This is a genomic window from Microcoleus sp. OTE_8_concoct_300 (assembly GCF_031383065.1).
Lineage (GTDB): Bacteria > Cyanobacteriota > Cyanobacteriia > Cyanobacteriales > Microcoleaceae > Microcoleus.
Genome location: NZ_JANMZH010000835.1, coordinates 1 through 15,076 on the forward strand (window position 1 = coordinate 1; position 15,076 = coordinate 15,076).

The 15,076-nt window shown below is 43.9% G+C and carries 13 protein-coding genes; 10 read left to right on the top strand and 3 right to left on the bottom strand.

The genetic code is table 11. From position 1 onward, the window contains the following. Positions 1-89: 89 nt before the first annotated feature. Both ACUVJL_RS37000 and ACUVJL_RS37005 read left to right on the top strand, forming a co-directional pair. Positions 90-524, top strand: a complete 435-nt coding sequence (locus ACUVJL_RS37000; protein WP_445250366.1) for a response regulator — start codon at positions 90-92, stop codon at positions 522-524. 153 nt (positions 525-677) lie between these two features. Next, positions 678-1,175, top strand: a complete 498-nt coding sequence (locus ACUVJL_RS37005; RefSeq protein WP_445250367.1) for a hypothetical protein — start codon at positions 678-680, stop codon at positions 1,173-1,175. A gap of 66 nt (positions 1,176-1,241) precedes the next feature. Here ACUVJL_RS37005 and ACUVJL_RS37010 read toward each other — a convergent pair whose 3' ends face one another. The 3 genes from ACUVJL_RS37010 to ACUVJL_RS37020 form a co-directional block, all read right to left on the bottom strand. Then, positions 1,242-1,607, bottom strand: coding sequence for a response regulator transcription factor (locus ACUVJL_RS37010; protein WP_039886668.1), 366 nt, complete (start codon positions 1,605-1,607; stop codon positions 1,242-1,244). A gap of 321 nt (positions 1,608-1,928) precedes the next feature. Beyond that, positions 1,929-4,265: a GumC family protein gene (locus tag ACUVJL_RS37015; RefSeq protein WP_445250368.1), complete on the bottom strand. Its 2,337-nt coding sequence runs from the start codon at positions 4,263-4,265 to the stop codon at positions 1,929-1,931. A 135-nt stretch (positions 4,266-4,400) separates the two neighbouring features. Further along, a complete protein-coding gene (locus tag ACUVJL_RS37020; protein ID WP_445250369.1) occupies positions 4,401-5,819 on the bottom strand; it encodes a polysaccharide biosynthesis/export family protein in 1,419 nt (472 codons plus the stop codon). A 259-nt stretch (positions 5,820-6,078) separates the two neighbouring features. On the opposite strand from ACUVJL_RS37020, the gene ACUVJL_RS37025 reads away from it, so the two are divergent. The 8 genes from ACUVJL_RS37025 to ACUVJL_RS37060 all read left to right on the top strand — a co-directional run bounded on the left by ACUVJL_RS37025 (position 6,079) and on the right by ACUVJL_RS37060 (position 15,063). Then, on the top strand, positions 6,079-7,497 hold the full coding sequence (locus ACUVJL_RS37025) for an O-antigen ligase family protein (protein ID WP_445250370.1): 1,419 nt from the start codon (positions 6,079-6,081) through the stop codon (positions 7,495-7,497). Positions 7,498-7,628: 131 nt separating this feature from the next. Next, positions 7,629-8,966 carry a flippase gene (locus tag ACUVJL_RS37030; protein ID WP_445250371.1) on the top strand — a complete coding sequence of 446 codons (1,338 nt, stop codon included), beginning with the start codon at positions 7,629-7,631 and terminating at the stop codon, positions 8,964-8,966. After that, entirely contained in the window at positions 8,963-10,177 is a 1,215-nt protein-coding gene (locus ACUVJL_RS37035) for a hypothetical protein (RefSeq protein ID WP_445250372.1), read from the top strand. Before ACUVJL_RS37030 ends, ACUVJL_RS37035 begins: the two co-directional genes overlap by 4 nt. A gap of 121 nt (positions 10,178-10,298) precedes the next feature. Beyond that, positions 10,299-10,595, top strand: a complete 297-nt coding sequence (locus ACUVJL_RS37040) for a transposase (protein ID WP_442921526.1) — start codon at positions 10,299-10,301, stop codon at positions 10,593-10,595. Positions 10,596-10,631: 36 nt separating this feature from the next. Further along, entirely contained in the window at positions 10,632-11,060 is a 429-nt protein-coding gene (locus tag ACUVJL_RS37045) for a transposase (RefSeq protein ID WP_445250373.1), read from the top strand. 464 nt (positions 11,061-11,524) lie between these two features. Beyond that, the gene (locus tag ACUVJL_RS37050; protein WP_445250374.1) at positions 11,525-12,334 is read left to right on the top strand and encodes a class I SAM-dependent methyltransferase; all 810 of its coding nucleotides are present in this window, start codon (positions 11,525-11,527) and stop codon (positions 12,332-12,334) included. Positions 12,335-12,833: 499 nt separating this feature from the next. Then, positions 12,834-13,766, top strand: a complete 933-nt coding sequence (locus tag ACUVJL_RS37055; protein ID WP_445250375.1) for a glycosyltransferase family 2 protein — start codon at positions 12,834-12,836, stop codon at positions 13,764-13,766. Positions 13,767-13,800: 34 nt separating this feature from the next. Further along, complete coding sequence (locus ACUVJL_RS37060) at positions 13,801-15,063, top strand: glycosyltransferase family 4 protein (RefSeq protein ID WP_445250376.1); 1,263 nt, start codon at positions 13,801-13,803, stop codon at positions 15,061-15,063. Positions 15,064-15,076: the final 13 nt, after the last annotated feature.

Sequence of the window (15,076 nt, forward strand, 5' to 3'; positions counted from 1 at the left end):
AAATCAACAGCTTGATTCTCAATAGGTACGAAAATAAAAGCTTTCAGGGTTTCTTAATAAGAATGGATATTTGATGATTATTCGATCAAATGGTTACACCGTATAGGTTTTACTGCTTTTCACATGACCTGAATCCTTACCTCGGAGTTAAGGTTTTGCTGGTTGATGACGAGGTTGATTCGCGGGAATTTATGAGGTTTGTCTTGGCAGAAGAAGGGCCCGCAGTCAGGGCTGCATCGTCTGCTGCTGAGGCGTTTGAGGTAGCCCAGCAGTTTGGGCCGGATGTTTTGGTCAGCGATATCGGAATGCCGGAGGAAGATGGCTATTCGCTGCTACGAAGGCTGCGTTCAAAGAACACCGAGTCCGGAAAATTTTGGGCGATAGCTCTGATGGCTTATGCTAGGGATGAAGACCGCGATCGTGCTTTTGCTGCGGGTTTCGATCGGCATCTGTCTAAACCTGTGCAACCCGATATCTTGATAGACACTATAGTCAAGTTGAGGCAGCAAGCGCTAACAACTTAAAAAACTTAATTAATAATTGGTAATGGGGAATTGGTAATTAGTAATTGGGAAGTGGCAATTGTGCGTCCCGCCAGAAACTGGTTTCTTTATTATGTGTAACACTTTATTAGTTTGGGTTAATATGCTAAGATATCCAAAAACCACGGTAATTAAGTGGACAAACTTCAGACAGACATAGAGGCAATTTACTCTCAGATTGAGGAATTGCGCCGGGAACGCCAGCAGCTTAGCAATGCCGCCATCGCCCCCGCTGGGGATTCGCCCCAAGCGATCGCCGATGCTTACCGCCGTCACGCGAGGGAAACAGCACAAGTGTCGGCAGAAGTCAAGGGGATTGATGATGCGATCGTGGCTCTGTCTGCTCAACTGAGTCAGAAAAAGCAGCAGTCGGTAAATTTGCAAAGAAGCAGTCCGATGGAGCAGCAAGTTGAAGAAGGAAGAGCGCTCGCTCACGGACACGCGGAACGGATTAATGAACTGGCGGCCGAACTGGCGGCGGAAGTGAAGGGACTCAAAGCCATCGCCGACCAAATTAGTCCCAGCTACTGGCAGGTTTATTACAAGCCTTTTATTACTGGTTTTAAGAGTATTACTGTTCCCTACGTGCGCTCCGACGGGGATGTTTGGACTATTGTCAATCGAGTAGTTTAGAGAGGCTGGGGGAGCAGAAATAAGAAGCACTCAAGACAATTTTTTTCCTGTCCCTATTCCTCAACCTCAACCCCGCAGCAGTTGTTTAATAGTGCCGACCAATTCCTGAGGGTGAAATGGCTTAGCGATGTAAGCGTCGGCTCCCTGTTTCATTCCCCAGTAGCGATCGAACTCTTCGCTTTTGCTCGAACACATTACCACTGGCAAATTCTGAGTTTTAGGGTCACTTTTGAGCCTGCGACAGACTTCGTAGCCGTTCATCCGGGGCATCACGATATCCAGAACGACTAAATCCGGGCGGTTAGCCTTGATTTGCTCTAGAGCTTCTACGCCATCACTCGCTACCGTGACGTTGAGTCCTCTACCTTTGAGCAAGTCGGCGATCATCTCCCGCAGAGTGACGCTATCATCAACAACCATAACTGTACTCATAGAATAATCCCTACCAAGTTTCTGGGTTGAAACGTTCACATTAACGTTTACACTAACGTTCACCTTCAAAAGTGTCTTTTCCTGATTGAGATCGCGCTCTGCTAGATGTAGTTTACCCACTTTTGCTCATTTCTCAATCATTTTCTGAGTAATTATCGCAAAATTAAAGCTCCGCGCAATCTCGGTTGACACACGAGGCTCTGTCAGTTAGTCTATCATTTTCTTTCTCAAATGGTACTTTTATCAAAAAATGAGGGTGTAGCTTGGTTGTGCGTTTCCGGTTGAGGACGGCGGCGCTGGGCCGCCTGCATCAAAATTTGTCTAATTAGGATTTTTCGTACCTAAAGCCGATAGTTTTTCGTCGTAGAGCGTCTTTAAAACGACCGGGCGCTGCCGGTAGCTGTGACCGGAGTTTTTGCAGCCGTTAGCAACGATTCCCAAGACGGAAGCTCCAGAAATTTTTAATTCTTCTAAAACTTTACGAACTTGCGATCGGTCTGTTTTCCCAATTTGCACGACCATGATCGTAGCGTCTGTGTGAGCTGCGAGCAAGTGGGTGTCTGCCAAGCCTGCTAGTGGCGGGGTGTCATAAATCACTAAGTCAAAAAATGCTTGAAATTGCTCCATCAGATAGTGCATTTTTTTGGAAGAAAGAAGCTTGATCGGATCGGGGGGAATTTGGCCGGCGGTGAGTACGAACAAATTGTCTTGGTTCGGCGCTCGCTGAATCGCGTCGTTGAGGCTGATGTCTGTGGAGATGGCATCGCCCAGGCCGCGCAGGTTTGGCACTCCTAACTTAGCGTGCAGTTGCGGGCAGCGTAAATCTGCATCTACTAACAATACTCGCTGTCCGACTGCTGCTGCTGTGGCGGCCAGGTGCAAAGCTACTGTAGATTTGCCGTCTCCGGCTACGGCGGAGCTGACTAAGAGCGATCGAATCGGCCTGCCTGCACTGAGCAAGTGAATGTTCGTGTAGAGCGATCGAAATGCTTCTAAAAATTGATAGTCCAAGTCGCTGAAAATACTTCGCCTCCCGAGCATCGGAGCAGTAGGTTTAGCTTCGCCCGGTTCGACTACTTCCACTTTGGAGTTCGAGCGAGCCGGTGTGAGTTTCCTCGGTGTGGCTGGCGCTCGGTCCTTGACTTTTTTGGTAAACGGAATCACCCCTAGTATAGGCAATCTTGTAGCCATTCTCAGTGATTCTGGAGTGTGGAAAACAGTATTTAGCATCTCTACGAGCAAGCCGACTGCTATGCCCAGCAGACCGCTTAAAATTACTGCCAGCGTTAACTGTTTTTTGGTTTGTTTGACGGTAGCTGTTATATACCTGCCGCGGTTGTCTAGCGGAATTTCCGGAGGATTGATCAGCACCCAGGGTATTTGCTGCTGAGCCGCATCGATCCGCAAGGCTTCTCGTTTTGCCAAGAAGTCCGACAAACTCTTAGTAACTACTTGCAGTTCCTGCTGTAAATTTTCGTATTGTCGGGTTGTCACTGAAAAGGTTCTAATTTTTTGGTGGAGATCCTTTTGCACAGCAGTCATTTCGCGATCTTGCGCTTCAATTTGTTCGATTTGAGTCTCCAAATTTCCCATCACCACTTCTTTTGCTTGTTGAGTGGCGGTTAAAATCAGTTCTTCCCGACTTTTTCGCAGCGCTAAAACTGGCAAACTGTCTTCTCTGTACTGAGCTAATTTCATGGACAAATCCGAGTCTATTCTCTGAATTTGACCTAAGATTCCGCCATAAGCTTGTCCTTGGGTGACCAGCAGCCCCTGGGGATTATTTTCGTTGAGTAATTTTTCATAGCTTTGGTAGAGGTTGCGCATCCCTTTTAGCTGTACTCTGATTTCTACTTGCTTGTTCCGAATGCCTTGAACTTGTTCAGACAGAGATTTTCCCTCTAGCAGGGGGTCAAACAAGTTTCTCTGCTGTCGCAGTCTTTGGACTTGCAATTGCAGAACTTCCACTCTTTCTCGGAGCTTGGGCATCTCCATATCTATAAAATTAATGCCTTGATTAATGCCCAGCAGCCGTTGCTGCAAGCTGTACTCTAGATAAGCCTTAGAAATTTTATCCAATACACCGTAAATTTTTTTGGGGTCTGAATCTTTGTAGCGAACTTGTAAAATTTTTGTGCCTTGCTGTTTGCCATCTTTCGCGTAGCTGAGGCGGTTGATAGACATTTTTGAACTCAGTTCGCTATAGTTCATGTTGGGATACCAAGCTCGCAATTCCTGAATCACTGGCTGCATCATTTTGGGACTGCGCAAAATCCTAATTTGGGTTTCGTAGTCTACTAAGCTAATTCCTTCTATATTAATTCTTGCTAAATCGGCAGCGAGGGTGTTGTTTAATTGTTTGGATAGCAAACCTTCGGCCGTGGCTGGTTCTACTAACAGGGAAAAGGAGCCTTCATAGTCGATAGTTATGCTTTTAGAATTGACGACAATTGCTGTTCCTGCGAGGGTGCTTAAAGCAATGGTGGCTGCTGCCATGACCAGGAAGCGGCGGCGCACGACGCCTAACAGCCAGGACAAGTCTAGCTTTTCTTCCTCTGTCTCCTCGACCAAGTTATCTCTGTAGTTCTCTGTAGAGAACTCCGGCAGTTTGCCATTTGATTTAGGTGTGAAGGGTTGGTAATCTTGTCTGCTATCCATATTCAGCCTGGGTATTTTTGAGGTTGATATTTTTGAGGTTGATATTTTTGAAGCTCCGGCGTCGCGGCTGGGGAATCTTATTGTTTAGTTTATTCTAGCCTTTGCCAGGAATTATCCACCTCACCAGTCGCGTTCTTACCTGAATAAAAAGCGGAAAATGTTTATAAAATTTAACACTCCCGTAGCTGGGCCGACAGGCCCGATTACAGCGTTCATGCGGTCTACCAAGTTGGCGAGACCGCTGCGCGATACAATAATCATGTCGTTGTTGCGAAGTTGAGGATTGAGTTCTTCGTTAATTCCTTGAGTTAAATCGACTTCGATCGTCCTTTTAGTAGCTGTACCGTCGTTATTGAGGCGGACGAGCTCAACTTGATTCCTTCTAGCTCTCGTATTCTCGTAGCCAAAAAATCCTCTGGAAATTAAAGCTTGATTCAGCGTGGCATTAGCTGGGAGCCTCACCGGATCGAGGGGTGTTCTGACTTCTCCTACTATATAAACGTTAATGCCGGGGGGAGCAAAGTTAGTGCTAGCGATCACGCCAGCTTCTGCGGGGTTGACAATCGTGGCTTTGGGTACGATGATCGTGTCTCCCTCCTGGAGGATGGTATCTTGGGCGCCGTCGCCGGACTCTAGGAACTGCCACAGGTTGACTGGGATAATTTGTTCGCCTCTTCTGGTGAGGCGACGCACTTGGATTTGCCGGATGTCGGCCTCGGAGGTGATGCCGCCGGCGAGCTGAATGGCCCGGATGACGGTGGGGAAGCCTTGGCGGCTGAGTTCGCTTGTGGTGTTGCCGCCGATGACGACGTAAGCCCCCGGGCGGGTGACTTGGCCAACGATGGAGATTGATCGAGGTTTTTCTGGCGGCGGTGAAAAGTTGGCTGTCGCAAATTGGCGAGCTTCTGCTTGGTTAAAGTTGGCGATTGTGGGAATCACGATTGTGTCTCTATCTTGCAAAATGATGTCTTGAGAGATGTCTCCTTCTTGCAAGAATTTCCACAGGTTGACGTTGAGCACTTGATCCGGGCCATCTGCTTGGGGACGGCGGACGCGGATGTTGCGGAGGTCGGCGATACCCGTGACGCCTTCTGCGAGTCTGATCGCTTGGGTGACGGTGGGGTACTGCACGCTCGGCGCGGTCCCCGGGCCGGCAGTCAGGGTGAGGATGAAGTTTCCGGGTCTGGTGACTTCTCCGATGACGCCGACGTTGAGGGGGCGGGCAGCGACGAGGCTGACTGTGACTATGGGGTCTTTGAGGACGCGGCGGTAGGCGTTGCGGATGATGTTGGTGGCTTCTACTAAGGTGCGACCGCGGATGGAAACCAGGCCGATCAGGGGGAGGTTGACAGAACCGTCGGAAAGCACTTCGTAGCCGCGAGTCAGGTCGGGTACTTCGAGTATTTCTACTAGAATGCGATCGCCACCGCCGAGTTTGTAGCTTTCGGGCGATCGCCTAACGGGCGCACCAGTCGGGACTTGCTCTGCGCCTAGCGGGATGGGGAGTTGTGCCGGGGTGCTTCTGGGGTCAGCGATGACTGTGGAAGTAAACAAGACCAGACCCACAACCGACCGGGCGATCTTTCTTGGAAAATGGGTCTTAACCATACACCACCTAATTTTATCCACTATGATTTATATAAGTGTAGCCTTTTTAGTGCTGGGCAAAAAGCTCATTATTTTAAGCGATCACCGAAAAAAGGATGCTGTATTTTTGCTTTATGGCTAATTTCTGTGTTAGCGTGGTTGCGGGTTAACGGCTATATTTTATATCTAGATTACTTGAGTTTGTTTTTGATAAAGGAAAGCAATTATGACTAAACCAGTGTCTAAAGGAAGAATTCTGAAAGAGCTGATTTTAGGTAATTCTTCATTGACATGGATGCTAATTGCTATACTCGTGATGGCGACTTTGCTATTATTTCAAGTGGCAAGCCGTAAAAAAATAGGTGTGGCTTTAGAAAAAACCTTTGCTGGTTTGTATATTTTCATCTCTCCCTTTCTCACACAAACTCCTTTTAATTACTTGCATTTTATTAATTTGCAAGACCCACAAGGCGGTATTTTAAAAATGCTACCTTATTTTTTTTACCCGTGGGTAGTATTAATTTTATTTTCTCGTATCAAAGCTTTTGGTAGCAAGTTTATAGATTTTTTTGCCAAAGTATTGATCATGAATCCTTTCTTTTTACTTTATACATTACTGCCATCACTCTCTACATTATGGTCTCTAGTTCCTGAAGAAACGCTAAGATCAGGCCTAGCTTTTTCAGGATTTACTGCTTTCGGGTTTTACTTAGCCGCGCAATATAAATGGGATGATCTATCTCGTTTTTGGCGGTGGGGATACACGGCGCTGGGTTTGGCAAGTTTTATAATGAAACCACCGGGAGCAGGCGACTTTGTAGGCCTGACGCAATCTAAAAATTCTCTCGGGGGAGTCCTAGCTTTATGTACGGCTTTTTGGTATTTGCATTATTCTCAAGGAGCTAAAACTAACAAAGAACGCTGGATTTCTTTGGGACTGATGTTTTTTTCTTTTTACCTGGTGAGAGCTAATAAGTCGGGAGGGGCTCTAGTTGTTACTATAATATTAATAATTGCAGTGTCCTCGCTAAATTTTCTAAAAAAGTTAAGTTTTCAGTGGGCATTTACTGCGATTATATGTTTCCTGGTGGTCAGCATAATTATGACTGTTTTTGTAGTAGACAACCTAGAGGAGATTATTGTAGGTGGGTTAGGCAAAGACTTGACTCTAACTGGGCGGACCGAATTCTGGCCGCAGTTAATTGATGCGGTCAACCAGCGCCCCTGGTTTGGCTACGGATACTATGGATTTTTTCAACAAGATAAATTAGGCCCCGCTACTCCTGCTTATTTTATTTATACTTCTAATGGATTTCAACCGAAAAATCCTCACAATGGCGCGATCGGAATATTGTTAGCCTTCGGTTGGCCTGGATTAATCTTAATGATGATTTCCCTGCTTCTTAATTTGGCTTACGCAGTCCGGTATTTGAGTCGTAGCACGCTGGAAGAAGCGGGAATGCCTATTTGTTTTCTGGTGTCTATTATTATGAGCAACATCACAGAAGGTTATATCGTGACAACCGGGAATGCTTGGCTGAGTTACGTAATGTTGACGGTTAGACTTGCCATAGATAATACTAGTAACACTTCCAACAGTAGCAGCAACCCTCCAAGGCGTTCTGTAGCTCGCACTGTCGACTGAAGTAATGTTCCTGGCACGTATCCCAGATGTGGTAAGCTGTCCTATAATATCATCTAACGAGTGTGATATTACTGGATAGCCCAGCTTTCCACAACCGCCTTTATATTTTCCTAAACACTTAAAATCTTCTGATGTTAGACAAGCTAGCTGGGATAAGTCAAAAGCTTGGGCCTGGTCTGCGCCAGGTACTAAGCAACATAGCTTGGCTGTTCACTGACCAAATCTTACAGATGGGTTTGGGTCTGGTGGTAGGTCTTTGGGTGGCTAGGTATTTGGGGCCGGATCAATTTGGCTTGCTCAACTACGCCCTCGCCTTTGTATCTCTGTTTAGTGCGGTGGGCTCAATGGGGTTGGGCCGAATCGTCATCCGCGATATCGCTAGCAACCCTGAATGCAAAAATGAGACCCTCGGAACTTCCTTCGGACTGCAATTTATGGGTGGTCTGATTACTCTGGTGTTAACTGTCACCGTGATTTCCCTATTTAAGCCGAATGACAGCCTGACTCGCTGGCTAGTGGGCATCATCGCGGCCGGAACTATTTTTAATTCTTTTGAGGCGATAAATTTTTGGTTTCAGTCCCAAGTCCAGTCAAAATATACAGTGTTGGCGAAGAATTCGGTATCTTTTTTGGTCGCCGCTGTCAGAATTGGGTTGGTAACATTTAAGGCTCCCCTACTTGCCTTCGCCTGCATTCGATTGGTAGAGGTGGCAATGGTAGGCATGGCTTATGTATATTTTTATCAGCTTACTGGCAATAAAATTAAGCATTGGCAATTCAATTGGGAGCGGAGCAAGGAATTGCTCTTGGAGAGTTGGCCGATAATTTTGTCAGGATTGGCAGTCTATGTGTACTCGAAAACCGATCAGATTATGCTCGGTGCTATGAATAAAAATGCTGAACTGGGATATTATGCTGCGGCTGTTAAAATTTCGGAAATCTGCGATTTCTTACCGATGATCCTATCAAGCTCTATTTTTCCGAAGTTAGCAGCTTTGAGAAAAAATAATTATGAAGAATATCTAAATAAATTTCAAATTTATTCAGATATAATGATATTTTTTTGGCTGGGAGTGGCAATCCCGATTTCATTGCTTTCTCCGTTAATAGTGCATCTGCTTTACGGGGAAAAGTTTGCGAAGTCAGCATCAGTTTTGGCAATCTATGTTTGGGCACAATTTGGCAGTAACTTTGGGGTGGCGCGGAACACCTACTTTACCATAGAAGGTCAGTTGCGCTACGGTCTTTACTTGACTGTGGTTGGCTCTATTTTAAATGTGGGATTAAACTTGCTACTGATTCCTAAGTATGGAGCTTTTGGAGCAACTGCGGCTACTTTGATAACTTATTTTTACGTGATTATATTGGTCAATTTCTTGATTAAGGAATTGCGACCTTTTGGAAAATTTATCTGGCGCTCTCTAAACTTATATGAGGCAGCTCGTAGAATCAGAGGATTGATACAGTGATCGAAATTAAACCCAACATCCAACAGCGCTCAAATTGCCCCTATTGTGGGAGCGAGCTCAATCCCAAAACTATTTTGTGGCAGGGAATTCACATTGTTATAGATTCTAAGTGCGGCGGATGTGGCAGCGAAATCATGGACGAGCTGAAAGTAGGTCATGGAGTCACAAACTCCCTGCAACTTGATTTAACGAAAGCAGCAGTTTTTGCGGAGAATGCTTTCGCAAAGGATTGGTTGGGGAAAGCGTTACTCAGCTCACTCCAAAATCCTCGCTCCGAAAAACTTGAGATTGCAAAAGAAATTTTTAAGCCGTGCAAGCGAGCAATCATCTTAAACTGTATCGATCATCTTTATGGTCACTCCCTGTTAAAGTTGCTAAATGCACAAAGGCACTTAGACGGCAATCCTGAGTGTGGATTAGTGGTGATAGTTCCTAAGTTTTTAAGGTGGATGGTTCCCGAGGGAGTTGCTGAAGTCTGGACAGTGCCTATTTCTTTACAAAATGGTCAAAATTACTATCCCAGCTTCGCTGAGTTTGTTGAAAAAGAAACTAAACGCTTTGAAGAAATTTATGTCAGTGAAGCTTATTCTCATCCAAGTCGGTTTGACATCACGCGGTTTAGTGGAGTACCCAAACACAACTTTGAGGAGAAAGAAATAAAGATTACTTTTATTTGGCGGGAGGATCGTCTGTTAGTTAACCCTTTGCTCTTGCGAGGTCTTAGAAAGCTGAATCAAGGAGAAATCGCACTGGCATTGCAAAATGTGAAAATTCAGCAGTGCTTTGAGAAAATCAGGTTGCAAGTACCTGAAGCAAAATTTGCAGTGGCTGGTTTGGGGACAAAAACTAAGTTTCCAGAATGGATTGAAGATTACAGGGTGGATACTTTTAATGAAAAAATTGAAAAGGAAATATGCCGTGTTTATTCAGAAAGCCGCTTAGTAATTGGTCTTCATGGCTCTAATATGCTGTTGCCTTCTAGCCATGCTGGCATGACAATTGATTTGATAGATGGGCGGTGGGGGAACTTTGCCCAAGATATTTTATACCAAGAAAGCGACCCTAGAATGGCTACTTTTCGCTATAGATTTTTGCCGTATCAGACTAAAAATGATACACTGGCATTCATAGCGGCTGTGATGCTTCTAGGTTGGTCTAGGTTTAAATCCCAGATGACTGCCGATGTTGTTAATTCAGATGTTGAAAAGTAGTAGAAAAGAGAAAGAAGCAAAATGTTAAGGCGCGATCAGGAACTTAGAACCCATTTGAGATATTTAGGGCGATAGAGTATGATAGCCAGAAGTAATGGAATGAAACTAAGTCAGGGCTAAAATGGGGTATTCAACCGATGTGACAGATCGAGAGTGGGAAATTATCGAGCCGTTGTTACCACAAAAAAAGAAAACCCGACCACCAGTGTGGACAAAGCGGCAAATTCTGAACGGGATATTTTATCAACTCAAAAATGGTTGCAATTGGGGGGACTTACCTAGAGACCTGCCACCCTATTCTACTGTATTCTGGCATTATAAGCAGTGGTGTGAAGATGGCATTTGGAAAAATATCATGACGGAGTTACACGGAAGAATGCGCGAACAAGTAAAAAAAAACCACAGTGGACGACCTTGATCATGATCGATTCGCAAGCAGTGAAGAACACTTGTAATGCTAGTGTTGAATCATTCATGTTTTTGTTTTTACAAAGCGACAAATGGGATTAAAAGACATCTAGCGGTAGATATATTAGGCTTTCCTTTCTTCACTCACTGCACTCCTGCCAATGTATCTGATGACCAGGGATTGATTGAGATGCTCTCCCACAATATTGATTACTTCAAATCTAAACCGCTGGAACTTCCAAAAATTACCATCTTGCTAGATAATGGTTATCATCCTGACAAGCTGACGATCGCATTGGAACTGATTTACCCGGAAATCATGACCAAGATCCAATTGCAACTCTCACCTAAACCGTCGAAAGCAGAAAAGGAAGCCAAAGGCAAATCAGGATTTGTGCCAGTTAAGGCTAGGTGGGTGATTGAGAGATCTAATGCTTGGGTAGAGCGATGCAAAAGCAAGCGTCAAAAACTTTGACCGGACACTTGAACGGGCAAATGCCAAGCTCCAGCTTTGTTTTGTCCGCTTGATGCTCCTACGATTAGCTGTAAGTTAGAAAGATCTCAAATGGGTTCTATAAACCTGTACCAATTGATCTATCTGAAATTTAAAAGCCTCAAATCCTCACTGTGCCGTACAAAAAAGCTGTACCAAATAATCCATGCTATAATTGGTACAGTTTAATTTTCACTTCTTTAAGTTTTTGAGATACAAAAAAAGTAGTTCCCACAATCCTTATAATCCATGCTATAATTGGTACAGTTTAATTTTCACTTCTTTAAGTTTTGGAGATACAAAAAAAGTAGTTCCCCGAATCCTTATCCAGTAAAAGTTTCAGCCTTAGCGTAAGTTTCTGTACAACTGCTCATTTACCACCGTAATACGAGCAAGTGCTATTATACTCTCACATCAATTTTTTATACTTGAGGAGAATTGAATATATGTTATGTCCTATTTGTGGAAATCCATCATCTAAAGATTTTGTGTCCATACATAATCATGATATTTTTAAGTGTCATTTTAAAGATTGCGGTCATTTATTTATTGGGGATCAAATTGATGGCCAAGGTGTAATGGAACAACCGGATGCTGACGAGCTTTATGAAACATATAAAGATAGAAACTACCAATTGATAAGATTTTGGAAAAAAAGAGATTTTATATCTGGAAACAAAAGCGTATTAGATGTCGGGGCTGGAACTGGACATATTTTAAGAAGTTTGAAAGATGTATTTCCTAATATTTCAATAACTTGCATAGAACCAAGTAAAAAAAACCAACCAAATTTAATAAATTTTGGTTTTAAAGTGGTTGATAGTTTTGGAGATTTAACCGAAAAATTTGATGCAATTCTGTTGATGGAAGTTGTTGAACATGTAAACAATCCGGTAAATTTTTTGTCGCTATGTAAAGCAAATTTAAAAAATAGTGGCAAGATTTTTTTGACTACTCCTTGTGGTGAACTTAGAAATGGAAGTCGGGATACAAATGCATATGACACAAAAGAACACGTACATTTTTTTACTGAAAAGTCGTTAGAGTTAACATGTAAAAAAGCTGGTTTGCCCGTAATTAAATTAGAAAAAATTCCTGAGCTATATCCAAAGGAAAAAAGTGAAAGTAAATTGAAAGACTATATCAAAAACTACAAAAGCAGAACAAAAAATTACATCAACACTTTACGTTTTCAAGAAAGTATAAATCCGAAAGTTGGATTCTATCATCTTGTAGGATTTATAAAACCCATTTGAGATCTCTGTCTGTAGCTGCAAGCCTTATGCCCTTATAGGTTTCATCTCTTTTGCTATCATGGCTCCCTAGTTTTGCGCCCTGTGTCCACTGGGTTGCTGAAAACAGCTTTACTGTCCGCCTTGTATTCCAAGAAAAGATCCCAAATGGGTTCTATATTTATGTTAGCATCTCTATTCCTAACCCGAGCTAACTCTTGCAATTATGCCTCCTGGGCTGATTGTATCATAACCAGTAGTAATTACTGTGGATGAAGGGCAAGCAATTCTAAATTTAAGATTAGACAACCGTAAGGCAGCCGGAGATCAGGACTAGGATAGAAGTTGGACGCTCACAGAAGAGACGATTTAGGCACTGAGACGGCTAAGTTTTTTGGCTTTGATGGGCTACTGGTAGGCAACCATAGCCCCAGTCAAAGATCGCCGGAAGCCAAATCACAATACCCTCGAGACGATTGTGGAAAGCGTAGTATAATTAAAACCATTAAATAGAGTCCAAGAAATGTCCAATTACAAAATCCAAACACCTGTCGCTTTTATCATCTTCAAACGTCCAGATACAACGGCTAGAGTATTTGAGGCAATTCGTCAGGCCAAACCCCCCAAATTGCTAGTAGTTGCTGATGGCGCACGTCCAGATAGGCTTGGAGAAGACAAAGAATGCGCGGCCGCTAGAGCTATTATTGACCAAGTAGATTGGGACTGCGAAGTTTTGAAAAATTACGCCGACGTAAATTTGGGTTGTCGGAAACGGGTTTCTAGCGGTATAAATTGGGTGTTTGATACGGTTGAAGAGGCAATTATTATTGAGGATGACTGTCTCCCTCATCCTACATTTTTCCGCTTCGCTGAAGAATTGCTCGACCGTTACCGAGACGATCAGCGGATTCTGTCAATCTCTGGTCAAAATGTTCAGTTTGGGCGGAAAAGAACTGATTATAGCTACTATTTTTCTCGCTACAATCACTGCTGGAGCTGGGCAAGTTGGAGGCGAGCTTGGCAGCACTATGATTTAGATATGAACCTGTGGCCAGAAATTCGCGATGGTAATTTTTTGATGGATGTACTGGGAGACTCCCATGCTGCAAAAGTTTGGACAAATACTTTTCAGCTTTGTTATGAAAAAAAATTACAGAGTTGGGCTTTTCAGTGGACATTTGCTAGCTTTATTCAAAATGGTATGAATATTCTTGCGAATGTTAATTTAGCTTCTAATATCGGACATGGTGTAGGGGGAACTAATACGGAGGATGTTGACAGTCCTTACAGTAATATGCCTGTAGAAGCTATGACATTTCCGATGAAACACCCGCCCTTTGCAATTAGAGATACGCAAGCAGATAATTTTACAGAAAACACTTTATATGATTACAATCCGCCCTTGGTAAGGAAGGTGCAAAAAAAAGTCAGTAAACTTTTGAAACAAATCAGGTAAAATTAGCTATCAATCTAGAGGATAGGCAGGCGAAATGAAGGTTGTACTTCTCAATAGTTCTGATACTGAAGGGGGGGCGGCCCGCGCCGCTTATAGGCTGCACCAAGGTTTGCAGGGGATTGGCGTGTCTTCGCAAATGCTGGTGAAAAATAAGAAAAGTGGCGAGCCGAATGTCATATTGTCACAGAATGGCATTGCGAATAAGTTTGATAAGATTATTTCAACTATATCAAACTCGCCATTGCGACTTTACCCTGAGAGAAATCGCGGTATATTTTCTCCGGAATGGCTGCCGGACTCCCTGGCTGCTAAAGTGGCAAAAATTCAACCAGATATTATTAACCTGCACTGGGTTTGTGGGGGTTATATGCAAGTAGAAAGTGTTCCGAAGTTTAATAAACCACTAGTCTGGACGCTCCACGATATGTGGCCTTTTACAGGTGGATGCCACTACAGCGAAGAGTGCGAACGCTACACTAAATCTTGCGGTAGCTGCCCGCAACTGCACAGCAGCAAAGATTCGGATCTGTCCCGGTGGGTGTGGCAGCGGAAAGGTAAAGCTTGGAAAAATATTGACCTAACTCTCGTTAGCCCTAGTGCTTGGTTGGCTAAATGCGCTAGTTCTAGTTCTTTGTTCAAAGATTATCGAGTTGAGGTAATTCCTAACGGCATCGATATTCAAAAGTACAAACCCATCAATAGTCAATGGGCGCGAGAAATCCTGAATTTACCTAAAGATAAACAAATTTTACTCTTTGGAATTGCAGGTGGAACTAGCAACCGCTGGAAAGGGTTTAATCTGCTAGTATCTGCTTTGCAAAGCCTGAGCAAGTCGGGGTGGAAACATCGGATAGAGCTGCTGGTTTTTGGTTCTTCTCAACCGGAAAATGCCGTTGAACTGGGTTTTAAAGCTCACTATTTGGGTAATCTAGCAGATGATATCTCCCTAGCAACAGTTTATGCAGCAGCAGATGTCTTCGTAGCCCCTTCTGTTTACGATAATTTGCCAAACACGGTGGTTGAAGCTGGAGCCTGTGGCATCCCCAGCGTCGCATTCAATATCGGGGGACTGCCGGATATGATCGAACACTGCTCAAATGGCTATTTAGCTAAACCTTATGAAACAGAAGACTTAGCGCGAGGAATTGCTTGGGTTTTAGAAGATCCTGATCGGCATGAAAAACTCTGTCGCAGCGCTCGCCTCAAAGTTGAAGAAAAATTTACATTACAGCTGCAAGCTCGCGCGTACAAAAACCTATATGAAGAAATCTTGCAAGCAGCTAATGGTGTTGATTGAAGAAAGCAAGGAT

What these genes read in the sequence shown, in the direction of transcription:
- ACUVJL_RS37010 (WP_039886668.1), bottom strand. Translation starts at nt 1,607, where the DNA reads ATGAGTACAGTTATGGTTGTTGATGATAGCGTCACTCTGCGGGAGATG.
- ACUVJL_RS37015 (WP_445250368.1), bottom strand. Translation starts at nt 4,265, where the DNA reads ATGGATAGCAGACAAGATTACCAACCCTTCACACCTAAATCAAATGGC.
- ACUVJL_RS37030 (WP_445250371.1), top strand. Translation starts at nt 7,629, where the DNA reads ATGTTAGACAAGCTAGCTGGGATAAGTCAAAAGCTTGGGCCTGGTCTG.
- ACUVJL_RS37000 (WP_445250366.1), top strand. Translation starts at nt 90, where the DNA reads ATGGTTACACCGTATAGGTTTTACTGCTTTTCACATGACCTGAATCCT.
- ACUVJL_RS37040 (WP_442921526.1), top strand. Translation starts at nt 10,299, where the DNA reads ATGGGGTATTCAACCGATGTGACAGATCGAGAGTGGGAAATTATCGAG.
- ACUVJL_RS37050 (WP_445250374.1), top strand. Translation starts at nt 11,525, where the DNA reads ATGTTATGTCCTATTTGTGGAAATCCATCATCTAAAGATTTTGTGTCC.
- ACUVJL_RS37060 (WP_445250376.1), top strand. Translation starts at nt 13,801, where the DNA reads ATGAAGGTTGTACTTCTCAATAGTTCTGATACTGAAGGGGGGGCGGCC.
- ACUVJL_RS37045 (WP_445250373.1), top strand. Translation starts at nt 10,632, where the DNA reads ATGCTAGTGTTGAATCATTCATGTTTTTGTTTTTACAAAGCGACAAAT.
- ACUVJL_RS37025 (WP_445250370.1), top strand. Translation starts at nt 6,079, where the DNA reads ATGACTAAACCAGTGTCTAAAGGAAGAATTCTGAAAGAGCTGATTTTA.
- ACUVJL_RS37055 (WP_445250375.1), top strand. Translation starts at nt 12,834, where the DNA reads ATGTCCAATTACAAAATCCAAACACCTGTCGCTTTTATCATCTTCAAA.